The following is a 20,901-nucleotide window of genomic DNA, read 5'->3' on the forward strand; positions in this document are numbered from 1 at the left end:
CAGGATCCCGACGCATGACCGAGCTGCGCAATGTAGAGGCCGACGCCTGGCGTTTTCGCCTGCGCGTGTTCGTGCTCGGCCTGATGGTGCTGCTGGCCTTCGGGCTCGTCGTGGCACGCCTGTTGGTGCTGCAGGTGGTGCGCCACGAAGACCTGGCCGAGCAGGCCGAGAGCAACCGCACGGCCATCGTGCCCATCGTGCCCAACCGCGGCCTGATCATGGACCGCAATGGCGTGGTGCTGGCGACCAACTATTCGGCTTATACGCTGGAGATCACGCCCTCGCGCACCATGGACCTGGAGGGCACCATAGACGAGCTGGCCAAGATCGTCGACATCCAGGCGCGCGACCGGCGCCGCTTCAAGCGTCTGCGCGAGGAGTCGCGCAGCTTCGACTCCCTGCCGATCCGCACGCGTCTGACTGACGAGGAGGTGGCGCGCTTTGCCGCGCAGCGCTACCGCTTCACCGGCGTGGAGATCAAGGCGCGGCTGTTTCGCACCTATCCCATGGGCGAGGTGGCGAGCCATGCCATCGGCTATATCGGACGCATCAACCAGCGCGAGAAGGAGCGCATCGAGGACTCCGAGGACGCAGCCAACTACCGCGGCACGGACTACATCGGCAAGCTCGGCGTGGAGCAGAGCTTTGAGTCCACGCTGCATGGCCAGACGGGCTTCGAGCGCATGGAGACCTCGGCCGGCGGCCATGCCGTGCGGCGCCTGAACAGCCATCCGGCCATGCCGGGCAATACGGTGATGCTGTCGCTGGACATCAAGCTGCAAAAGCTCATCGAGGACATGTTCGGCGAGCGCCGTGGCGCGCTGGTGGCGCTGGATCCGCGCAATGGCGAGGTGCTGGCGCTGGTGTCCAAGCCCACCTTCGACCCCAACCTGTTCGTCGAGGGCATAGACCAGGAGAACTGGCAGGCGCTCAACGAGTCCATCAACAAGCCCCTGCTCAATCGCGCGCTGCGCGGCACCTATCCGCCGGGCTCCACCTACAAGCCCTTCATGGCACTGGCGGCGCTGGAGCTGAAAAAGCGCTCGCCCACCCAGGTCTACAACGACCCCGGCTTCTTCAACTACGGCGGGCGCAGCTTCCGCAGCCATGAAGGCGGCCTGGGCGGCGTGGACATGCACCGCGCCATCCAGTATTCGAGCAACACCTATTTCTACTCGCTGGCCGTGGATATGGGCGTGGACGCCATCCACGACTTCATGAAGCCCCTGGGCTTCGGCCAGATCACCGGCATCGACTTAGGGGGCGAGGTGCGCGGCGTGCTGCCCAGCATGGAATGGAAGCGCAATGCCTACAAGCGCCCGGAGCTCAAGCGCTGGTATTCGGGCGAGACGGTGTCGCTGGGCATTGGCCAGGGCTACAACAGCTTCACCATGCTGCAGCTGGCCGTGGCCGAGGCCACGCTGGCCAACGGCGGCACACGCCACCGCCCGCACCTGGTCAAGGCCGTGAAGGACCAGGTGAGCGGCCAGGTGCGCGAGGTGCAGCAGCCTCCGGGGGAAAACCTGGGCTACAACCCCAGGAACGTGGCCATCGTGAACAACGCCCTCATGGCCGTGAACCAGGCCGGCACCGGCCGACGCGTGTTTCTGGGCGCGCCCTACACCTCGGCCGGCAAGACCGGCACGGCCCAGGCCGTGAGCCTGGGGCAGAACGTGAAGTACAACGCCAGGCTGCTGGAGGAGCACCAGCGCGACCATTCGCTGTTTGCCGCCTTCGCGCCGGTGGAGGATCCCAAAGTCGCCGTGGCCGTGATCGTGGAGAACGCCGGTTTTGGTGCCGCGGCCGCCGCGCCCATCGTGCGCCGTGTGTTCGACTACTGGCTGTTGGGCCAGTATCCCAGCGAGCAGGACCTGGCGGCGGTCGCCAAGGGCCAGGCATCGGCCCCTGTGGGCGTACCGCGGCGTGCCGACGAGATTTCGGTCACGCCCGAGCCTTGAGTTGCTTCAGGCACGCATCAGCGTGGACTTGCCGAACAGGCTCTCCAGCAGATCCACCGCCAGCTCGGCCGTCTGGTTGCGCAGGTCCAGCGCCGGGTTCAGTTCCATGATGTCCACCGAGCCCAGGGCGCCACTGTCGGCCAGCATCTCCATGCACAGCTGGGTTTCGCGGTAGCTCGGGCCGCCGCGCACCGGCGTGCCCACGCCGGGTGCGATCGTCGGATCCAGGCCGTCCATGTCGAAGCTCAGGTGCAGGTGCGTGCTCTCGTCCACGTCGGCCAGTGCCGCCTGCATCACGGCGCGCATGCCCAGCTCGTCGATGCAGCGCATGTCGTACACCTCTATGCCCAGCTGGTTGACGAAGCGCTTTTCGGTCGCATCCACGCTGCGCACGCCGATCAGCGTGATCTGCCGTGCCTGCAGCGCGGGCGCCGTGCCCGGGCCCGCCAGCGCAGTGAGCTGCGCCGGGCCATGGCCGAGCAGACAGGCCACGGGCATGCCGTGCAGGTTGCCGCTGGGCGAGGATGCCGGGGTGTTCGCATCCGCATGGGCGTCGAACCACAGCACCTTCAGGCGCCGGCCCCGTGCACGGCAGTGATGTGCCGCGGCGCTGATGGAGCCTATCGCCAGGCAATGGTCGCCGCCCATGAGCAGCGGCAGCCGCCCGGCTTCTAGCGTGGCCAGCGTGGCGGCGAATACCGCCTGGTTCCAGGCCGTCACCTCGGCCAGGTGCCTGAAGCCGCCGTTGGGCGCCGCCTGCGGATTGCCCGGTCCGTTCAGGTTGCCCAGGTCCTGCACGTTCAGCTCCAGCGCCTGCAGGGCGCGGGCAATGCCGGCGATGCGCAGCGCATCCGGCCCCATGCTGGCGCCCAGCACGCTGGCGCCCACGTCGGTTGGGGCGCCGATCAGGGTCAGGTCAGCCATGGACAGGGTCTCCTTCAGCGTAGAAAAGCGTCGTAGCCGGTCTTGAGGATGAGCACGCTCACCACCAGGATGAAGATGGCGCGCACGAAGCCCGTGCCGTGGCGCAGGGCCATGTAGGTACCCAGCACGCTGCCCAGCACGTTGGCCACGGCCAGGGGCACGGTGAAATGCCACCAGATATGCCCCTTGGCGGTGAACAGGATCAGGGCCGACAGGTTGGTGGCCAGGTTGAGCAGCTTGGCCGACGCCGAGGCGTTGAGGAAGTCATAGCCCAGCAGGCGCACGAAGGCAAAGACCAGGAAGCTGCCGGTGCCGGGGCCGAAGAAGCCGTCGTAGAAACCTATGACCACGCCGATCGCGCAGGCGGCCAGCGCCTCGGCGCGGCCGCTCCAGCGCGGTTGGTGGTGCATGCCCAGATCCTTCTTGGCCAGGGTATAGGCCAGCACCGTCACCATGACCAGCGGCAGCAGCTTGCGCAGAAAGTCGGGCGACACCAGGGTGACGACCCAGGCGCCGAAGAACGAGCCCACGAACCCGGCCGCCGCCGCCGGCAGCATGGCGCGCCAGGGCATTTGCACGCGGCGGCTGTACTGCCAGGTGGCCATGGCCGTGCCCCAGACCGATGCGCTCTTGTTGGTGCCCAGCAGGGTGGCGGGCGGGGCGCTGGCGAAGGTGGCGAACAGTGCGGGCAACAGGATCAGACCGCCCCCGCCCACGATCGCATCCACGAAACCGGCGAGCAGCGAGGCCAGCGAGACGATGATCCATTCCATGCGCGGGATTGTCCTACGTTGGTTAGGAGGCTGCCGGGCAATAAAAAGGCCCTGTCACCTATTTGTGTTGATGAAAAAGTGAATCTCCGTTGAGAGCCAGGCACGGCGCGGGGTTGAGCCGAGAACGTCTTAGCCCTCCGGCTAGAGGGGGCCAACACGTTCAGGTGACAGAGCCAATAAAAAAGGCACCTGGGTTGCAGGTGCCTTGTGAAGTGGCATCTCGTTGCGGATGCCTGATTGATTGGATGTTCTTGGATTTGGGTTTGTCTCCTCGGTCCCCTCGCGTGGCGGGCCGTGGCGCGCGTCGAGTGCATGCAATGTAATCGGACGCCCATGCGTGGGGTATCGGTGATTTCCCGTGGCCTGTATTCGTGGCCGAAGTTGCTTCACATCGTCATCCGCGATGGCCTGCGTATCCACTCTGCTGCCAGCTCGGCCATCATCAGCGTGGGCGAGTTGGTGTTGCCGCTGGTGATGGTGGGCATGGCGCCCGCGTCCACCACGCGCAGGCCGGCGACCACGCCGCCCTGGCCGTCGCGCACGCGCATCTGCGCGTCGAGCACGGCCATGGGATCGTCCATGCGCCCCATGCGCGTGGTGCCCACGGGGTGGAAGATGGTGGTGGCGATGTCGCCGGCCAGGCGCGCCAGCTCCTCGTCGCTCTGGTACTGCGGGCCGGGCTTGTATTCCTCGGGCCGGTAGCGTGCCAAGGCAGGCTGGGCGACGATGCGGCGCGTCAGGCGCAGGCTGTCGGCCGCCACCTGGCGGTCCTCGGCGGTGGATAGGTAGTTGGGCGCAATCGCGGGCGCTGCGGCAAAGTCCGGGCTCTTGATGGCCACCGTGCCGCGGCTTGTCGGGTTCAGGTTGCAGACGCTGGCCGTGAAGGCCGGGAAGCCGTGCAGCGGCTCGCCGAAGGCCTCCAGCGACAGGGGCTGTACGTGGTATTCGAGGTTGGGATGCGGCAGGTCGGGCTGGCTGCGCGTGAACGCGCCGAGCTGCGAGGGCGCCATGCTCATGGGGCCGCTGCGCTTGAACAGGTATTCCAGGCCGATTTTGGCCTTGCCCGCCAGGCTGCTTGCCAGGGTGTTCAAGGTGGGCACGCCCTGCACCTTGTACACGGCGCGGATCTGCAGATGGTCCTGCAGGTTGGCGCCCACGCCGGGTAGGTCCAGCACCACGTCTATGCCATGCTGCCTGAGCAGCGCCGCCGGGCCTATGCCCGACAGCTGCAGGATCTGCGGCGAGTTCACGGCGCCGGCGCAGAGGATCACCTCCTGCTGCGCGTGGGCCGTGACCATTTCCTCGCCCGTCCACACCTGCACGCCGCTGCAGCGCAGGCTGCCTGCGGGCAGCTTCTCGGTGATGACGCGCGTGGCCTGGGCGGATGTCCACAGCTCGAAGTTGGCGCGGCCGTAGCAGGTGGGGCGCAGAAAGGCCTTGGCGGTGTTCCAGCGCCAGCCGTTCTTCTGGTTGACCTCGAAGTAGCCCACGCCCTCGTTGCAGCCGCGGTTGAAGTCGTCGGTGGCCGGAATGCCGGCCTGCTGCGCAGCCTGGGCGAAGGCGTCCAGGATGTCCCAGCGCAGGCGCTGCCGGTCCACGCGCCACTCGCCCGTGCTGCCGGTGCGCTTGTTGCCGTGCAGCTGCTCGAAGGCCGCGTCGGCGCCGCCGGGCTGGTCCAGGCGCCAATGGTCCTCGTGGCGGCGGAAGGCCGGCAGCACCTGGTCCCAGCGCCAGGCGTCGTCGCCGGTGAGCGTGGCCCACTGGTCGTAGTCGCGCGCCTGGCCGCGCATGTAGATCATGCCGTTGATGCTGCTGCAGCCGCCCAGCGTCTTGCCGCGCGGGTAGCGCAGGCTGCGGCCGTTCAAGCCCGCGTCCGCTTCCGTCTGGTAGAGCCAGTCGGTGCGCGGGTTGCCTATGCAGTACAGGTAGCCCACGGGGATGTGGATCCAGTGATAGTCGTCCTTGCGCCCGGCCTCCACCAGCAGCACGCGGCTTTGCGGGTCTGCGCTCAGGCGGTTGGCCAGCAGGGCGCCGGCCGTGCCGCCGCCGATGATGATGTAGTCGAAAGTGGTGTCGCTCATGGGGGCCGATGGCTGTGAGAAAAAAGCGCCGCCGGGTGGCATCAACCGGTGCGCGCTGCTGGAGAGGCTGAGAGGTTGAGAAAAAATTCCCCATGCCTGCTTTGCACGCCAAAGCACCCCCACTCATCGTTGCAAATACTCGCCATAGCCCGAGCCATGGCTGCGTTTTGCGCCTCGATTGGGCGCGTTTTGGCGCGCCTTTCGGGCACGGCCAATTTATTCTCAACCTCTGAGCGGATTGTGCGGATCGGCGCCCAGGTGTCGAGAGGGAAAGCACAGGATGCTATTATTTTGATTGCTTATTGCGCTTTGTGGGCGTGCGCTATAGGCCGTTTTTGATGTTTTTTCACGCCCGTTGCCATGCCTGTGTGCATTGTGTGAAATGATGCGCCGCATCGGTTTGGCGCATACGCATACAAGTCCTGTCACCACCATGTCCACCATTACCCCGCCCACCGTCGTGCAAGACGGCCAGGTCCGGCCGCGTGCGCTGCTGCAGGGGGACTGGGTGGCGGCCGCCTTTGCCGGGCGCAAGGCCTGGCGGCGCCTGGCCGGCGAGCTCAAGGCCTGCGGGCCCGGCCATGGCTGGAGCCTGGAGGGCATGGGGCGCCTGGACCATGTGGGCGCGCAGATCCTGTGGAACCACTGGGGCCGCGCCTGGCCCGCGCAGATCGAGCTGAACGCCGCGCAGCGCGAGATGCTGGAGCGCGTGGCGCAGTTTTCCATGCCTGCCGTGCCCGCCGCCCCCTGGCGCCTGTCCGAGCAGGTCGACCGCCTGGGCGAGCTGGTGCTGCACGCGGCGGACCATGTGGCCCATATGGTGCTGCTGGTGGGGCAGCTGCTGCTCGATGTGTTGCGGCTGGCGCGCAATCCGCTGCGCGGGCCCTGGCGCGACATCTCGGGCCACCTGTACCAGATGGGCACCAAGGCCCTGCCGATCACGGCGCTGGTGGGATTTCTGATCGGCGTGGTGCTGGCCTATCTGATGAGCCTGCAACTGCGCCAGTTCGGCGCCGAGGCCTTCATCGTCAACATCCTGGGCATCTCGCTGATCCGTGAACTCGGGCCGATGCTGGGCGCCATCCTCGTCGCGGGGCGCTCGGGCTCGGCCATCACGGCGCAGATCGGCGTGATGCGCGTGACCGAGGAGCTGGACGCGATGCGCGTCATGGGCATCGCGCATGGCTTTCGCCTGGTGCTGCCGCGTGCGCTGGCGTTGGGCCTGGCCATGCCGCTCATCGCCTTGTGGACCACGCTGGCGGCGCTGGCCGGCGGCATGCTGGCGGCGGACCTGACCATGGGCATCTCCTCGGCCTATTTCGTGCAGATGCTGCCGGCCGCGGTGAAGATCTCCAACCTGTGGCTGGCCATGGCCAAGTCGGTGGTGTTCGGCGTGTGCATCGCCCTCATCGGCTGCCACTGGGGGCTGCGCGTCCAGCCCAACACGCAGAGCCTGGGCCAGGGCACGACGGCCTCGGTGGTCAGCGCCATCACCATGGTCATCGTCGTGGACGCGCTGTTCGCGGTGGCCTTCAGGAACCTGGGATTCTGAGCATGCCTGCCCCACCCGTGGTCGACATTCGCGGCCTGGCCACCGTCTTCGGCAAGGGCGAGGCCGCCTTCACCGTGCACGAGGACCTGCAGCTCACGGTGCGCCGCGGCGAGATCCTGTCGCTCGTCGGCGGCTCGGGCACGGGCAAGACGGTGCTCTTGCGCCATATCCTGGGCCTGACCCGGCCCACGCGCGGCAGCGTGGCGGTGCTGGGCCGGCCGGCGGCAGAGCTGGGCGGCGACGGCGCCAGCAGCCGCGTGGGCATGCTGTTCCAGCAGGGCGCGCTGTACTCGGCCTTCAACGTGCTGGACAACATCGCCTTTGCGCTGCGCGAGCTGGGCACGCTGCCGCCCGCGCTCGTGCAGGATGCGGCCATGGTCAAGCTGCGCCTGGTGGGTCTGAAACCCGAGCACGCCACGCGCATGCCCGCCGACCTGTCCGGCGGCATGGTCAAGCGCGTGGCGCTGGCGCGTGCGCTCATCATGGACCCGCCGCTGCTCTTGCTCGACGAGCCCACGGCGGGGCTGGACCCGAACAGCGCCGACGAGTTCTGCGACCTGCTGCGCGAGCTGCATGCGGCCCTGGGCCTCACCGTGATCATGGTTACGCACGACCTGGACACGCTGTTCGCCCTGTCCACGCGCGTGGCCGTGCTGGCCGACCGGCATGTCATCACCAGCGGCACGCCGCAAGAGGTGGCGCGCTTCGACCATCCTTTCATTCACCACTATTTCGCGGGGGAGCGCGGCCGCCGCGCCATGGCGCAGCCGCCAGGCGCCGCAGCCCCGCTCAAGGAGGCCTGATGGAAAACAAGTCCCATGCCCTGGCCGCGGGCCTGTTCGTGATCATCGTGGCGGTGCTGCTCGCCGGTCTGGCCATGTGGCTCACGCGCGATCAGACCGACTACCGCGTCTATGAGCTGTCCAGCAAGGAAAGCGTGAGCGGCCTGCAGCCCCAGGCGGCCGTGCGCTACAAGGGCGTGGCCGTGGGCAAGGTCCAGGCCATAGGCTTTGACCCGCAGGCCGCGGGCCATGTGCTGATCCGCATCGCCGTGAACAACAATGCGCCCATAGGCGCCACCACCTTTGCCACGCTGGGCTACCAGGGTGTGACCGGCCTGGCGCATATCCAGCTCGACGATGCCGATGCCCCCCTGCCGCAGCTGCAGCCAGGCACCAGCGGCCTGCCGCGCCTGCCGCTGCAAAGCTCGCCCTTCAGCCAGCTGGCCGAGCAGGGCCCGGCCATCCTGGCCCAGGCGCAGGAGGCCACGCAGCGCGTCAACCAACTGCTGGGCGACGAGAACCAGCAGCGCTTTGCCGCGGCGCTGCAGCAGCTGGGCGCGGCCGCGGGCAGCATCGACCAGCTGGCGCGGCGCCTGGACAACACCGTTACCACCCGGCTCGACCCGGCGCTGGCCGGCCTGCCCGCGCTCACGCAGGACGCGCAGCAGACCCTGCAGGCGCTGCGCCAGGCCGGCGCCAGCGCCGCCGGCGCGGCCGACGAGGTGCGACAGTCCGTGCGCACGCTGAATGCCGAAGGTGGCGCCATCGCTGAAATCACGGGCGGGGCCAAGGCGCTGTCGGCCGCGGCCGACCGGCTCAATCGCGCCACGCTGCCGAACGTCGGCCGCGCCGCCGACGAGACCGCGCGCGCCGCGCGCCGCCTGAGCCGCACCGCCACCGGCATCAACGACAACCCGCAGGCGCTCATCTACGGCCCGGGGCGGGCGGCCGCCGGGCCGGGCGAGGCCGGCTTTGCCGCGCCGGCCGTGCAGCCCTGACAAGCCGCTGGAGGATGATCCATGAAGAGTATGAAAAATATAGCTGGTAACGCTTTTGCAGTAAGCGCTAGAGCCACTTTTGGCTTGGTATTTTTCGCCCTGGCCATGGCGGGTTGTTCCGTGCTCCCGGCGCCGCCCTTGCGCGCCGACGTGTACGACTTCGGCCCCGGCCCCATGCAGGCCGCTGGCGCCGAACCGGCCGCGCCGCTGGCGCCCATCGTGCTCGCCGCCGTGGACACCGTGGGCCTGCCCGAGGGCAGCGCCGCCCTGCTGTACCGCCTGGCCTATGCCAACGCCCAGCAGCTGCGCCCCTACACCCAGGCGCGCTGGAGCCAGCCGCCCGCCGACCTGCTGGCCCAGGCGCTGCGCGAGCGCCTGGGCCAGCGCCGCGTCGTACTCTCGGGCGATGACGGCCTGGCCCTGCGGCTGGACCAGGGCCGCCTGCCCAGTGTGCTGCGCGTGCAGTTGGAGGAGTTCAGCCAGGTCTTCGGCAGCCCCGGCGCCAGCGCCGGCCTGGTGCGCGTGCGCGCCATGCTGGCCGACGCCGGCGCCAGGGGCGAGACCCTGGTGGCCCAGCGCCTGTTCATCGCCCAGCGCCCGGCTGCTACGCCCGACGCCGCCGGCGGCGCCCGGGCCCTGGCCGATGCCGCCACGCAGGTGGCCGACGAACTGGCGGACTGGGTGCAGCAGCAGGGCCGCTGACGTGACCTGCGTCAATGCCGGGCCCGCCCGGGCTCTTTAAGCTCGCGCCCTTCGACGAGTAGAAGGGAATACCGCATGGCCGCACTGCAATGGTCCGACGAACTGGCGCTCGATCTGCCGCCCATGGACGACACGCACCGCGAATTCGTGGCGCTGCTGCAGGCCGTGGAGGACGCGGACGATGCGAGCCTCATCGACGCCTGGCGGCGCCTGGTGGCGCACACCGAGGCCCATTTCGGCCAGGAGGACCGCTGGATGCAGGCCACGCGCTTTGCCGCCGGCAACTGCCACAGCGCGCAGCACCAGATGGTGCTCAAGATCATGCGCGGGGGCACGGACCGGGGTGAGCCGGCCGTGTTGCGCGCCATGGCGGCCGAGCTGGCCGTGTGGTTCCCCCGGCACACCGATGCCATGGACGCGGCCCTGGCGCAGCACCTGCGCGCCGTCGGTTTCGACCCCGCCACGGGCACCATGCGCACGCCCGAGGCGCTGCCGGCGGAGCTCATCCACGGCTGTGGCGGCGCCTGCTCTTCGGGCGACGACGCCACTCCCGTGGAGGCCGTGGTGGCAGCCTGAGGTCCGGCGCAGCAGGGGCACATCCCGGCCGCGGCCTATGCCGGCGCGGCGCTGTTTGCACTGCGTCCGCTGGACGAGCCCTGGGCCGCGTGCAGCCTGTACCTGTACGCCATGCACCGCTCGCCCCAGCCGCGCACATGCTGCACGCCGGCCTGTGCGACCACTTGGGGCCGCTGGCGTGCGTGTGCGGTCGATGATGATGCGGGGGGGGGGGCACGGTGGCACGCTGGAGCTGGCTGGTGTGCAAGTGGCACCCGGCGACGGGGCGTGCCTGGACCACGGCGGCGTGGCGTTCGTCAGCGCAGCGTGCCGGCAGTTTTCACTGAGCCCTGCTAAGCTTGCTGCGTCTTCACGGCCAGCCCGAGCAACCATGACGCCCCATGCATCCGATAGCGCGCTCTACCGCACCCTGCTCGAATCCACGCGCGCCATTCCCTGGAAAATCGACTGGGCCACGGCGACGTTTTCCTACATCGGCCCGCAGATCGAAGACCTGCTGGGCTGGGCGCCCACGAGCTGGCGCACGGTGCAGGACTGGGCCGAGCGCATGCACCCCGACGACCGCGAGCGTGTCGTCAACTTCTGCATTACGCAGTCGCAGTGCGGCGTGGACCATGAGGCCGACTATCGCGCACTCACCGCGCGCGGCGACTACGTGTGGATCCGCGACGTGGTGCACGTGGTGCGCGACCTGCAGGGCGGCGTGGTGGCGCTGGTGGGCTTCATGTTCGACATCACCGAGCGCAAGCAGAACGAAGAAAAGCTGCTGCAGCTGCAGCAGGAGCTGGAGGACCTGTCGTTCCGCGACGGGCTCACGGGGGTTGCCAACCGGCGCAAGTTCGATGCCGTGCTGGCCCGCGAGTGGCAGGACGCGCGGCGCAACGCGCGGCCGCTGTCGCTGCTGATGTTCGACGTGGACTTCTTCAAACGCTACAACGACCAGTACGGCCATGTGGAGGGCGACGAGTGCCTGCGGCGCGTGGCCAGGGCGCTGGAGCGCGCCGCCCACCGACCGCAAGACTGCCTGGCGCGCTACGGGGGCGAGGAATTCGTGCTGCTGCTGCCCGGCAGCGATGCACCGGCGGCGCGCGCGGTGGCGCAGCGCTGCATGCAGGAGATCTCCGGCGCGGGGATCGCCCACGCGGGCTCGCCCCTCGGAGAGCAACTCACGGTGAGCGTCGGCATCGGCACCATCATTCCGGGCGCACATGACGAGCCCATGCCTTTTCTTGACGAGGTGGACCGCCGGCTCTACCGTGCCAAGCATGGCGGACGCAACCGCATCGAGGACGCCGCCCTGGCCTGATCCCGCGGCCGGGCGCCCCGGTTGGGCGCCCAGCATGTTCCCGGCGCTGATGAGCAGCACAATCTTTGCCATCGACGCGCGACTCCTGAAACAATCGCTGCTTGGAACAGGTTTGCAGGGCATTGCGCCACACATTCGGGAGATTGCGACATGGGACAGTGGGTAGACCTTACAGCGGACGACGGCTTCACCTTTCCCGCCTGGGTGGCGCGCACCGATGGCGCGCCGCGCGGGGCGGTGGTGGTGTTGCAGGAAATTTTTGGTGTCAACAGCCACATCCGCGCCGTGACCGACTGGTATGCCGCGCATGGCTACCTGGCGGTGGCGCCGTCCACCTTTGCGCGTGTGCAAAAGGACGTGGATCTGGGCTACGGGGCGGACGGCATGCAGGCCGGCATGGCGCTCAAGAGCGCCGTGGAAGGCCTGCCCGCGCCGGGTGTGCTGCCCGACATACAGGCCGCGATCGACTACGCCAGGCGCCAGAACGGCAAGGTGGGCGTGGTGGGTTATTGCTGGGGCGGGCTGCTCGCCTGGCGCGCGGCCTGCATGCTCGACGGCCTGTCTGCCGCCGTGCCCTACTACGGCGGCGGCATCACCTCGGCCGCCGAGGCGGCACGCCAGCCGCGCGTGCCGGTGCTGACGCATTTCGGTGCGCGCGACCACTGGATCACGCAGGACAGCGTGCAGGCCTTCGCCCAGGCCCACCCCGAGGTGCAGGTCGAGATCTACGCCGCCGACCATGGTTTCAACTGCGACCAGCGCGCCAGCTACGACGCGGCGGCGGCCCGCACGGCGCGTGAGCGCACCCTGGCCTTTCTGGCCACGCATCTGGGGTAGTCCGGGCCGGGGCGGCCATTGCCCGGGCCACGCATGGCGGTTCAGGAGCCCCGGCCGGTACGCGCCAGGTAGCGCTTGCGCCAGAACAGCGCCACCAGGGCTGCGGAGATGCCGCCCATGGCGCCCATGGCCCACCAGAAGCCGTCCTGCTGGTGCACCAGGGGGATGAACTCGAAGTTCATGCCGAAGATGCCGGCGATCAGGTTCAGCGGCAGGAACACGGCGGTCAGGGCGGTGAGCGTGCGCATGATGTCGTTGGTGCGGTGGCTCTGCACCGAGAAATGCATCTGCACGGCGGTCTCGGTGCTGTGCTCCAGGCGCCGCACATGGCTCACCACGCGCTCGATGTGCTCCAGCACGTCGCGGCCGCGTACCTTGAGCAGGTCCAGCTCGCGCAGCGCGGCGTCGCCCTCGGGCGCGGCCCAGCCCTCCAGCGCATCCAGCCAGGCGCGCACGGCGGTGCGCTGGTCCTCGCAGATCTCGTCGAGCTGGTGCAGGGCCAGGCGCGCGTCCAAGAGCGCGCCCCAGTTGGCAAAGCGCGTGCGCGGGCGCAGCAGCTCTGCCTGCCAGTGGTCGAGCTGGCGCGAGAGCTCGCGGCGCAGGTCCAGGTAGTTGTCCACGATCTGGTTCGCCACGCGCAGCATCAGGTCGGCCGGGCTGGCCGGCAGGCGCGCGCCGGCCACGGGGCCGCTGCGCAGCTCGCGCACCACGGCCTCGGCAGCCGTGGCGGGCGCGCTGGTGCCGGTCAGGGGCGCGAGCAGGCGCGCCGCATAGGCGTCGCGCACGCCGCAGTCCTCGGGGTGCACGGAGAGCAGCAACGGCTCGAATACGGCAAAGCCCACGGGGCTGGTGTCTATGCGGCGCAGCACGGGCGGGCCGCCGCGCGGCGGCGTGAGCAGTGGCGTGGCGCCGCCTGGCGCCGTGGCCAGGCGGCGCAGCACCAGCAGGTCGTATTGCGCGGTGTAGTCGTAGTGCGAGGGCAGCTGGGCGTTGAGCAGGTCGGATACATGCAGGTCCACCAGCTGCTGCCCGGCCAGCGCCTGCAGCACGGCCTGCAGGCGCGCCAGCTCGGCGCCGAAGGCGGCGCGCGTGCAGGCGATCCAGTAAAAGCCCCGCGCCGGCGGCGCCTCGGGCAGGCGCGCCAGTTCCTGGGCGCCGACGCCGGGCTGGAGGTGAAAGACGCGGATCGTTGGTTTTTCGGTCAAATCAGCCTCCAGCGCTTATCTGGAAAGTGATAACAGCTCTTATTTTGTGAGCAAACGTGCGGCGTCCAGGGCGAAGTAGGTCAGCACGCCATCGGCGCCCGCGCGCTTGAAGGCCAGGAGCGATTCCAGCATCACCTTGTCGTGGTCCAGCCAGCCGTTTTGCGCGGCGGCCTTGAGCATGGCGTACTCGCCGCTCACCTGATAGGCGAAGGTCGGCACCTTGAACTCGTCCTTCACGCGGCGCAGCACGTCCAGGTAGGGCATGCCGGGCTTGACCATGACCATGTCCGCGCCCTCGGCCAGGTCCAGCGCCACCTCGCGCAGGGCCTCGTCGGTGTTGGCCGGGTCCATCTGGTAGACGTCCTTGTTGCTCGCGCCCAGGTTGGCGGCAGAGCCCACGGCGTCGCGGAACGGCCCGTAGAAGGCGCTGGCGTACTTGGCGCTGTAGGCCATGATGCGCGTGTGGATCAGGCCATGCGCCTCCAGCGCGTCGCGGATCGCGCCTATGCGCCCGTCCATCATGTCGCTGGGCGCCACCATGTCCACGCCGGCCTGGGCATGGGTGAGGGCCTGGCCCACGAGGATCTCCACCGTCTCGTCGTTCAGGATGTAGCCGGTTTCGTCGAGCATGCCGTCCTGGCCGTGGCTGGTGTAGGGGTCCAGCGCCACGTCGGTCATCACGCCGAGCTGCGGGAATTCCTGCTTCAGCGCGCGCACCACGCGCGGGATCAGGCCCTCGGGGTTTAGCGCCTCCTTGCCGTCGGGGGTCTTGAGCCGCGCGTCGATGGAGGGGAACAGCGCCAGGTAGGGAATGCCGAGCTTGACGCACTCCTCGGCCACGCCCAGCAGCAGGTCCAGGCTCAGGCGCTCCACGCCAGGCATCGAGGGCACGGGCACGCGCAGCTGCGTGCCCTCGTGCACGAACACCGGGTAGATGAAGTCGTGCGGCGACAGGCGGTGCTCGCGCACCAGGTTGCGGGTGAACGCATCGCGGCGCAGGCGGCGCGGACGGTTGGCGGGGAAAGGTGTGGGGCTGGACAGATGCATGGCGGCGATTGTCCCCCACATCGCCAGCGAGTCTCTTGGCACCCCGGGTGGTGATAGCCTTTGCGCCCATGACCGTCCTAGAAAGCCCTATTTCCACCATCGTCCAGGAGCAGGCCTGGAACCACCAGCAAATGCTGGAGCCCGTGGCGCAGCCGCGCTTTCGGGTCTGGACCTATGACGCGCCGGCCATCGTGCTCGGTTGCTCGCAGCGCAGGTTGGAGGAGGGCGCGCGCGCGCGGCTTGCGCCCCAGGTGGAGCTGCTGCTGCGCCCCTCGGGAGGCGGCGCGGTGCTGGCCGGGCCGTGGATGGTCAGCTGCTCGGTGGTGCTGCCGCTGGCCCACCCCTGGGTGCAGGGGCGTCTGCCCGACAGCTACCAGGGCCTAGGCCGGCTGCATGTGGAGGTGCTGGCGGCGCTGGGCGTGCCCTCCAGGGCCCTGCCGACGGCCGAGGTGGATGCCGCCAACGCCCTCACCGGCGCAACAGTGCCCTGGGCCTGCTATGGCAGTCTGGCGCCCTGGGAGGTGGTGGACGCGGCCGGGCGCAAGCTCGTCGGCCTGGCACAGCGGCGCCAGCGCACCGGCGTGCTGCTGGTGGCCGGCACCCTGGTCACGCCGCCCGACTGGGCGCTCCTGTGCCAGGCGCTGGATCAGCCCGGCGACGAGGCCGCGATGCGCCGGCGCACGGTGTCCTGCGCCCAGCTCAGCGCCCAGGCGCCGGATGCGCAGCAGCTGGCGCGGGCGCTGCACGAGGCGCTGGCGCGGGTACTGGGGGCGCCGCCATCGCTTGCGCCCACCGTGCGCGAGTGCTAGATTGCGCCCCGGGCGGTCCAGCCGCCCCCCGCTTTACCTCCCTGAGCGGGGCCCGGAGGCGTTGATTGCCACAGGGCTTTACCAGCCCGGCCTCGTCCGGGCCTCTTTTTTTGCCGGCCTACCCCGTACACTGCGCCGATGCTCTGGGTCAAAGCCTTCCACATCGTCTTCATCGCCAGCTGGTTCGCTGGTCTGTTCTACCTGCCGCGCATCTTCGTGAACCTGGCCATGGTGCAGCCGGGCTCGGTGGCCGAGCGCGAGCGCCTGCTGCTGATGGCGCGCAAGCTGCTGCGCTTCAGCACCCTGCTGTCGGTGCCGGCCATTGGCCTGGGCCTTTTGCTGTGGCTCGGCTATGGCATTGGCATGGGCCCGGGCAATGGCTGGCTGCATGCCAAGCTGGCCGTGGTGCTGCTGGCGGTGCTCTACCACTGGGCCTGCGCCCGGCTCCTGGGCAGGCTGGAGGCCAACACCGACCAGCACAGCCACAAGTGGTTCCGCTGGTTCAACGAACTGCCGGTGCTGCTGCTCATCGCGGCCGTGGTGCTGGTGGTGGTCAAGCCGTTCTGACGCTGGCCGCCGCGCCATGCACAAGACCTCTGCCTGGCCCCTGGCGCTCATCTACGCGGCCCTGGTGGTCTTTGCCAGCCTGTTTCCATTCGATGGCTGGCGCACGCAGGGTATCTCGCCCTGGGTGTTCCTCACGGCGCCCATGCCCCCGCCGTATTGGACTTGGTTCGACGTCAACCTGAACCTGGCCGGCTACGCCCCGCTGGGCTTTCTGCTGGCGCTGGCCCTGCTGCGCACCGGCTGGCCCCGCGCGGCCGTGCCGGCGGCGGCGCTGGCGGGGGCGCTGCTGTCGCTGTCCATGGAGTATCTGCAGATCTTCCTGCCGCGGCGCGTACCGTCCAACATGGATCTGGTTCTGAATGCCGCCGGGGCCTTGCTGGGGGCGCTGGCGGCGGCGCTGCTGGAGCGCCTGGGAGCCATCGCGCACTGGAGCCGCTTGCGCGAGCGCTGGTTCGTGCCCCAGGCGCGCGGTGCGCTGGTGCTGCTGGCGCTGTGGCCCTGGGCGCTGCTGTTTCCGGCGGCCCTGCCCTTCGGCCTGGGGCAGGTGTGGGAGCGGCTGGAGGCGGCGCTCATCGACCTGCTGGAGGGCACGCCCTTCATGGACTGGCTGCCCGTGCCGGATGCGGCGCTGGAGCCGCTGCCGCAGGGCGGCGAGCTGCTGGTCGTGGCGCTGGGGCTGCTCATTCCCTGCCTGCTGGGTTTTTGCATCATGCGCCACATGGGGCGGCGCATGGTGTTTGCCCTGGCCACGCTGGCCGTCGGCGTGGTGGCGACGGCCTTGTCCGCGCTGCTCAGCTATGGCCCCGTGCACGCCTGGGAATGGCTCACGCCGGCGGCGCGTGCCGGGCTGGGTGTGGGGCTGGCCGCCGCGCTGGCCCTGGCGTCGCTGCCGCGGCGCGGCTGCGCGGCGGTGCTGCTGCTGGTGCTGATGCTGCACCTGAACCTGCTGAACCAGGCGCCCACCAGCGCCTACTTCGCCCAGACGCTGCAGGCTTGGGAGCAGGGGCGTTTCATCCGTTTCTACGGCCTGGGCCAGTGGCTGGGCTGGCTCTGGCCCTACGCGGCGCTGATGTATGTGGTGCTGCGCGTATCGCGGCGTGAGGCTCAAACCTAAAATCGCCTTCCATGAGCGATATCACTCCCCCGTACTTCCAGCGCCACATCTTCTTTTGCCTGAACGAGCGTACCAACGGCGAGAACTGCTGCGCCCAGCATGGCGCACAGAAGGCCTTCGAGCACTGCAAGATGCTGGTCAAGCAGCAGGGCCTGGCCGGCCCCGGCAAGGTGCGCGTGAACAAGGCCGGCTGCTTCGACCGCTGCGCGGCGGGCCCGGTGGCCGTGGTCTACCCCGAGGGCATCTGGTACAGCTACGTGGACGAGGCGGACATCGACGAGATCGTCGAGTCGCACCTGAAGAACGGCCAGGTGGTTGAGCGCCTGCTTGCGCCGCCGGAACTTGGGCGCTGATTTGCGCTCAGATAGTGGGTTGATAGTGTTTTTGGCTTCCGGCGCTTGATGGTAAAGCGCTGGAAGCTCTTGATTGGATAGCAAACGTGAATGCCCAGACCGAGCGCCTGACCCTCCAGGGAGCAGCCGGCGCGATAGAGGCCGCGCGCGATGCCGCGGCCGCCGGCGCTGCGCCGCGCGGCGTGGCCGTGATCGCCCACCCGCATCCGCTGTTTGGCGGCACCATGGACAACAAGGTGGTGCAGACCCTGGCGCGCGCCTTCGTGGCCAGCGGTTTTGCCGCCGTGCGCTTCAACTTCCGCGGGGTAGGCGGCTCGGCCGGCGTGCATGACGATGGCCAGGGCGAGCTCGAAGACCTGTTGGCCGTGGTGCGGCAGGTGGCGCCCCAAGGGCCGGTTGCGCTGGCGGGCTTTTCCTTCGGCGCCTTTGTCGCCAGCCATGCGCTGGCGCGGCTGTGGGGCGAGCGCGAGGTGGTCGCTGCCGTGCTCGTGGGCACGGCGGCCAGCCGCTTCACGGTGGCGCCCGTGCCCACCGAGGCGCAGCTGCGCACCCTGATCGTGCATGGCGAGCATGATGAAACCGTGCCGCTGGCCTCGGTGATGGATTGGGCGCGCCCGCAGACACTGCCGGTTACGGTTGTGCCCGGAGGCGGGCATTTCTTTCACGGACAATTGCCGCTCCTCAGGGGCCTGGTTGCGCGCCACCTGCAGGCGCTGATCTGAGAGGTTGAGAAAAAATCCCCCATGCCCGCTTTGCACGCCAAAACACCCCCACTCATCGTTGCAAATACTCGCCATAGCCCGAGCCATGGCTGCGTTTTGCGCCTCGATTGGGTGCGTTTTGACGCGCCTCTCGGGCACGGCCAATTTATTCTCAACCTCTGAGCGGCGCCCCCACCCGGCGCCCGTGTTTCTCGCAGGCCGCATAGGCCACTTTTTTCTTGCCCTTTTTCCCGTTTTTTGTTCCCGCCATGAAGTTCTTGCTGTCCTCGCTGCGATCCCTCGCCTGTGCCGCCCTGATGGCTCCCGCCATGCTCTGGGCCCAGGCACCCCAGCCCCCCGAGATTGCCGCGCGCAACTACCTGCTGGTGGATGTGACGGCCGGCCAGGTGCTGGCATCCAAGGACATCGATGCGCCCGTGGAGCAGGCCTCGCTCACCAAGCTCATGACCGGCTACCTGGTCTTTGACGCGCTGCGCGCCAAGAAGATCACGCTGGAGCAGCGCCTGCCCGTGAGCGAGCGCGCCTGGAAGATGCCGGGCTCGCGCATGTTCATCGATCCCAAGATGCAGGTGCCGGTCGATGACCTGCTCAAGGGCATGATCGTGCAGTCGGGCAACGACGCCACCATGGCACTGGCCGAGGGCGTGGGCGGCACCGTGGAGAACTTCGTGCGCCTGATGAACGAGCAGGCCAAGGCGCTGGGCATGAAGAACACCGCCTACAAGAACCCCGAGGGCCTGACCGAGCCCGGTCACACCACCACGGCGCGCGACCTGGCTACGCTCGCCACGCGGCTGATGCAGGACTTCCCGCAGTACATGCATTACTACGCCACCAAGCAATACCGCTACGAGGGCACGCCGGCCTCCAACAGCAACAACCGCAATGCGCTGCTGTTCCGCGACCCGACGGTCGACGGCCTGAAGACCGGCCATACGGCGGCCGCGGGCTATTGCCTGGTGGCCACGTCCAAGCGCGACTTCCCCAACGTGGGGCAGCGCCGCCTGCTGTCCATCGTGCTGGGGGCCGCCAGCGAGAACGCGCGCGCCAACGAAAGCCAGAAGCTGCTGAACTGGGGTTACACGGCGTTCGATGCCGTCAAGCTGTTCGATGCCGGCCAGGCCGCGGCCACGCCGGCCGTCTGGAAGGGCTCGCAGAACACGCTCAAGATCGGCCGCTCGGAGTCCATCGTGGTCACCGTGCCCTCGGGCAGTGCCGGCAAGCTGAGCACCGAGATCGTGCGCCAGGACCCGCTGGTCGCGCCCTTCACCAAGGGTCAGTCCATCGGCATGCTGAAGGTGAAGCTGGGCGATGTGCAGGTGGCCGAGGTGCCCCTGGTGGCGCTGGAGGACGTGGCGCAGGCCGGCATCTTCGGCCGCGCCTGGGACGCCATCCGCCTGTGGATCAAGTAAGCGGGGCGCGGGCTTTGGGCAGGGTGATTGCCTATGCATCGCCAAACTGGTACATTAGAAAGCTTTTCGGAATTTCCGAAGGGAATCACGTTTTCGCTTTTCATTCACGTTTAGGGACGTATTAATGCCAACCATTAACCAACTCGTGCGTCAGGGCCGCACGGTCGAAGTTGTCAAATCCAAGAGCCCTGCCATGGAAAACTGCCCCCAGCGCCGTGGCGTGTGCACCCGTGTGTACACCACCACGCCCAAGAAGCCTAACTCGGCTTTGCGTAAGGTGGCCAAGGTGCGTCTGACCAACGGTTTCGAGGTCATCTCCTACATCGGCGGCGAAGGCCACAATCTGCAAGAGCACAGCGTGGTGCTGGTGCGCGGCGGCCGTGTGAAGGACTTGCCCGGTGTGCGTTACCACATCGTGCGCGGTTCGCTCGACCTGCAAGGCGTGAAAGACCGCAAGCAGTCGCGCTCCAAGTACGGCGCCAAGCGCCCGAAGGCCAAGTAATCCGGCTTTTCGGAAATTTCGGTGCTGTCCCCCGCGTGGCGCGGTGGTGCAGCGTAGTGACCCCAAACGCACATGTTGTGCGCGGGTCGAGTAAGTGGGAGTCCTGAAGATTGACTCTCGCGGTGCCGGAAACGGTGCCAACTGAAGCAAGATAGAGGTAAAAAATGCCACGTCGTCGCGAAGTCCCCAAACGTGAAATCCTGCCGGATCCCAAGTTCGGCAACGTCGAGCTGTCCAAATTCATGAACGTGATCATGGAAGGCGGCAAGAAGGCGGTTGCAGAGCGCATCATCTATGGCGCCCTGGAACTGATCGAGAAGAAGCAGCCCGAGAAGAACGCCCTGGAGGTGTTCACCACGGCCATCAACAACGTCAAGCCCATGGTGGAAGTGAAATCCCGCCGCGTGGGCGGCGCCAACTACCAGGTGCCCGTGGAAGTGCGCCCCGTGCGCCGCCTGGCGCTGTCGATGCGCTGGATCAAGGAGGCCGCGCGCAAGCGTGGCGAGAAGTCCATGGCCCAGCGCCTGGCCAACGAGCTCATGGAAGCCACCGAAGGCCGTGGCGGTGCCATGAAGAAGCGTGACGAAGTGCACCGCATGGCCGAGGCCAACAAGGCCTTCAGCCACTTCCGCTTCTAATCCTCGCAACCCCTCGAAGGCCGGTAGCCCGCTCGTCACCCAT

21 protein-coding genes are annotated in these 20,901 nt (G+C 68.4%); 16 read left to right on the forward strand and 5 right to left on the reverse strand.

Features of this window, described 5'->3' with window-relative positions:
* Positions 1-14: 14 nt before the first annotated feature.
* Complete coding sequence (gene mrdA, locus P7644_RS01955; protein ID WP_404301342.1) at positions 15-1,958, forward strand: penicillin-binding protein 2; 1,944 nt, start codon at positions 15-17, stop codon at positions 1,956-1,958.
* 6 nt (positions 1,959-1,964) lie between these two features.
* Here the strand turns inward: mrdA and rocF are convergent, their stop codons facing one another.
* The 3 genes from rocF to P7644_RS01970 form a co-directional block, all read right to left on the reverse strand.
* Complete coding sequence (gene rocF / locus P7644_RS01960; RefSeq protein ID WP_404301343.1) at positions 1,965-2,882, reverse strand: arginase; 918 nt, start codon at positions 2,880-2,882, stop codon at positions 1,965-1,967.
* Between the two features lie 14 nt (positions 2,883-2,896).
* The gene (locus P7644_RS01965; protein WP_404301344.1) at positions 2,897-3,655 is read right to left on the reverse strand and encodes a TSUP family transporter; all 759 of its coding nucleotides are present in this window, start codon (positions 3,653-3,655) and stop codon (positions 2,897-2,899) included.
* Positions 3,656-4,041: 386 nt separating this feature from the next.
* Positions 4,042-5,736, reverse strand: a complete 1,695-nt coding sequence (locus P7644_RS01970) for a GMC family oxidoreductase (protein WP_404301345.1) — start codon at positions 5,734-5,736, stop codon at positions 4,042-4,044.
* Positions 5,737-6,169: 433 nt separating this feature from the next.
* Between P7644_RS01970 and P7644_RS01975 the strand changes: the two genes are divergently transcribed.
* From P7644_RS01975 to P7644_RS02005, 7 genes are all read left to right on the forward strand, one after another.
* The gene (locus P7644_RS01975) at positions 6,170-7,288 is read left to right on the forward strand and encodes an MlaE family ABC transporter permease (RefSeq protein ID WP_404301346.1); all 1,119 of its coding nucleotides are present in this window, start codon (positions 6,170-6,172) and stop codon (positions 7,286-7,288) included.
* A 2-nt stretch (positions 7,289-7,290) separates the two neighbouring features.
* On the forward strand, positions 7,291-8,091 hold the full coding sequence (locus P7644_RS01980) for an ABC transporter ATP-binding protein (RefSeq protein WP_404301347.1): 801 nt from the start codon (positions 7,291-7,293) through the stop codon (positions 8,089-8,091).
* Positions 8,091-9,068, forward strand: a complete 978-nt coding sequence (locus P7644_RS01985) for an MlaD family protein (protein ID WP_404301348.1) — start codon at positions 8,091-8,093, stop codon at positions 9,066-9,068. The genes P7644_RS01980 and P7644_RS01985 overlap by 1 nt, the downstream gene beginning before the upstream one ends.
* A gap of 21 nt (positions 9,069-9,089) precedes the next feature.
* Positions 9,090-9,770, forward strand: coding sequence for an ABC-type transport auxiliary lipoprotein family protein (locus P7644_RS01990; RefSeq protein ID WP_404301349.1), 681 nt, complete (start codon positions 9,090-9,092; stop codon positions 9,768-9,770).
* Between the two features lie 75 nt (positions 9,771-9,845).
* On the forward strand, positions 9,846-10,346 hold the full coding sequence (locus P7644_RS01995) for a hemerythrin domain-containing protein (RefSeq protein WP_404301350.1): 501 nt from the start codon (positions 9,846-9,848) through the stop codon (positions 10,344-10,346).
* Positions 10,347-10,716: 370 nt separating this feature from the next.
* Positions 10,717-11,652: a GGDEF domain-containing protein gene (locus P7644_RS02000; RefSeq protein WP_404301351.1), complete on the forward strand. Its 936-nt coding sequence runs from the start codon at positions 10,717-10,719 to the stop codon at positions 11,650-11,652.
* A 150-nt stretch (positions 11,653-11,802) separates the two neighbouring features.
* The gene (locus P7644_RS02005) at positions 11,803-12,489 is read left to right on the forward strand and encodes a dienelactone hydrolase family protein (RefSeq protein WP_404301352.1); all 687 of its coding nucleotides are present in this window, start codon (positions 11,803-11,805) and stop codon (positions 12,487-12,489) included.
* Positions 12,490-12,530: 41 nt separating this feature from the next.
* Here the strand turns inward: P7644_RS02005 and P7644_RS02010 are convergent, their stop codons facing one another.
* Both P7644_RS02010 and hemB read right to left on the reverse strand, forming a co-directional pair.
* Positions 12,531-13,694 carry a magnesium transporter CorA family protein gene (locus P7644_RS02010; protein WP_404301353.1) on the reverse strand — a complete coding sequence of 388 codons (1,164 nt, stop codon included), beginning with the start codon at positions 13,692-13,694 and terminating at the stop codon, positions 12,531-12,533.
* 39 nt (positions 13,695-13,733) lie between these two features.
* Positions 13,734-14,741: a porphobilinogen synthase gene (gene hemB / locus P7644_RS02015; RefSeq protein ID WP_404301354.1), complete on the reverse strand. Its 1,008-nt coding sequence runs from the start codon at positions 14,739-14,741 to the stop codon at positions 13,734-13,736.
* A gap of 68 nt (positions 14,742-14,809) precedes the next feature.
* Here hemB and P7644_RS02020 point away from each other — a divergent pair, with 68 nt between their 5' ends.
* The 8 genes from P7644_RS02020 to rpsG all read left to right on the forward strand — a co-directional run bounded on the left by P7644_RS02020 (position 14,810) and on the right by rpsG (position 20,858).
* Positions 14,810-15,550 carry a biotin/lipoate A/B protein ligase family protein gene (locus P7644_RS02020; RefSeq protein ID WP_404301355.1) on the forward strand — a complete coding sequence of 247 codons (741 nt, stop codon included), beginning with the start codon at positions 14,810-14,812 and terminating at the stop codon, positions 15,548-15,550.
* Between the two features lie 138 nt (positions 15,551-15,688).
* Positions 15,689-16,117 carry a CopD family protein gene (locus P7644_RS02025; RefSeq protein WP_404301356.1) on the forward strand — a complete coding sequence of 143 codons (429 nt, stop codon included), beginning with the start codon at positions 15,689-15,691 and terminating at the stop codon, positions 16,115-16,117.
* A gap of 16 nt (positions 16,118-16,133) precedes the next feature.
* Positions 16,134-17,231: a VanZ family protein gene (locus P7644_RS02030; protein WP_404301357.1), complete on the forward strand. Its 1,098-nt coding sequence runs from the start codon at positions 16,134-16,136 to the stop codon at positions 17,229-17,231.
* Between the two features lie 11 nt (positions 17,232-17,242).
* Positions 17,243-17,584, forward strand: coding sequence for a (2Fe-2S) ferredoxin domain-containing protein (locus P7644_RS02035; RefSeq protein WP_404301358.1), 342 nt, complete (start codon positions 17,243-17,245; stop codon positions 17,582-17,584).
* 86 nt (positions 17,585-17,670) lie between these two features.
* Positions 17,671-18,306 (forward strand): alpha/beta hydrolase, encoded by a 636-nt coding sequence (locus P7644_RS02040; protein WP_404301359.1) that lies wholly within the window; start codon positions 17,671-17,673, stop codon positions 18,304-18,306.
* A gap of 248 nt (positions 18,307-18,554) precedes the next feature.
* Positions 18,555-19,718 (forward strand): D-alanyl-D-alanine carboxypeptidase family protein, encoded by a 1,164-nt coding sequence (locus P7644_RS02045; protein ID WP_404301360.1) that lies wholly within the window; start codon positions 18,555-18,557, stop codon positions 19,716-19,718.
* Between the two features lie 124 nt (positions 19,719-19,842).
* On the forward strand, positions 19,843-20,220 hold the full coding sequence (rpsL, locus tag P7644_RS02050) for a 30S ribosomal protein S12 (protein ID WP_209423176.1): 378 nt from the start codon (positions 19,843-19,845) through the stop codon (positions 20,218-20,220).
* A 164-nt stretch (positions 20,221-20,384) separates the two neighbouring features.
* A complete protein-coding gene (gene rpsG, locus P7644_RS02055) occupies positions 20,385-20,858 on the forward strand; it encodes a 30S ribosomal protein S7 (protein ID WP_404301361.1) in 474 nt (157 codons plus the stop codon).
* Positions 20,859-20,901: the final 43 nt, after the last annotated feature.

It is taken from the genome of Alicycliphilus denitrificans, assembly GCF_044792555.1.
Lineage (GTDB): Bacteria > Pseudomonadota > Gammaproteobacteria > Burkholderiales > Burkholderiaceae_C > Alicycliphilus > Alicycliphilus denitrificans_A.

Excerpts from the sequence above, each read along its gene's own strand:
- rocF (WP_404301343.1), bottom strand. The coding sequence starts at position 2,882 with ATGGCTGACCTGACCCTGATCGGCGCCCCAACCGACGTGGGCGCCAGC.
- rpsG (WP_404301361.1), top strand. The coding sequence starts at position 20,385 with ATGCCACGTCGTCGCGAAGTCCCCAAACGTGAAATCCTGCCGGATCCC.
- hemB (WP_404301354.1), bottom strand. The coding sequence starts at position 14,741 with ATGCATCTGTCCAGCCCCACACCTTTCCCCGCCAACCGTCCGCGCCGC.
- P7644_RS01965 (WP_404301344.1), bottom strand. The coding sequence starts at position 3,655 with ATGGAATGGATCATCGTCTCGCTGGCCTCGCTGCTCGCCGGTTTCGTG.
- P7644_RS02000 (WP_404301351.1), top strand. The coding sequence starts at position 10,717 with ATGACGCCCCATGCATCCGATAGCGCGCTCTACCGCACCCTGCTCGAA.
- P7644_RS01995 (WP_404301350.1), top strand. The coding sequence starts at position 9,846 with ATGGCCGCACTGCAATGGTCCGACGAACTGGCGCTCGATCTGCCGCCC.
- P7644_RS01970 (WP_404301345.1), bottom strand. The coding sequence starts at position 5,736 with ATGAGCGACACCACTTTCGACTACATCATCATCGGCGGCGGCACGGCC.
- P7644_RS02005 (WP_404301352.1), top strand. The coding sequence starts at position 11,803 with ATGGGACAGTGGGTAGACCTTACAGCGGACGACGGCTTCACCTTTCCC.
- P7644_RS02025 (WP_404301356.1), top strand. The coding sequence starts at position 15,689 with ATGCTCTGGGTCAAAGCCTTCCACATCGTCTTCATCGCCAGCTGGTTC.
- P7644_RS01980 (WP_404301347.1), top strand. The coding sequence starts at position 7,291 with ATGCCTGCCCCACCCGTGGTCGACATTCGCGGCCTGGCCACCGTCTTC.
- P7644_RS02045 (WP_404301360.1), top strand. The coding sequence starts at position 18,555 with ATGAAGTTCTTGCTGTCCTCGCTGCGATCCCTCGCCTGTGCCGCCCTG.
- P7644_RS02030 (WP_404301357.1), top strand. The coding sequence starts at position 16,134 with ATGCACAAGACCTCTGCCTGGCCCCTGGCGCTCATCTACGCGGCCCTG.
- P7644_RS01990 (WP_404301349.1), top strand. The coding sequence starts at position 9,090 with ATGAAGAGTATGAAAAATATAGCTGGTAACGCTTTTGCAGTAAGCGCT.
- P7644_RS02035 (WP_404301358.1), top strand. The coding sequence starts at position 17,243 with ATGAGCGATATCACTCCCCCGTACTTCCAGCGCCACATCTTCTTTTGC.
- P7644_RS02020 (WP_404301355.1), top strand. The coding sequence starts at position 14,810 with ATGACCGTCCTAGAAAGCCCTATTTCCACCATCGTCCAGGAGCAGGCC.
- mrdA (WP_404301342.1), top strand. The coding sequence starts at position 15 with ATGACCGAGCTGCGCAATGTAGAGGCCGACGCCTGGCGTTTTCGCCTG.
- rpsL (WP_209423176.1), top strand. The coding sequence starts at position 19,843 with ATGCCAACCATTAACCAACTCGTGCGTCAGGGCCGCACGGTCGAAGTT.
- P7644_RS01975 (WP_404301346.1), top strand. The coding sequence starts at position 6,170 with ATGTCCACCATTACCCCGCCCACCGTCGTGCAAGACGGCCAGGTCCGG.
- P7644_RS01985 (WP_404301348.1), top strand. The coding sequence starts at position 8,091 with ATGGAAAACAAGTCCCATGCCCTGGCCGCGGGCCTGTTCGTGATCATC.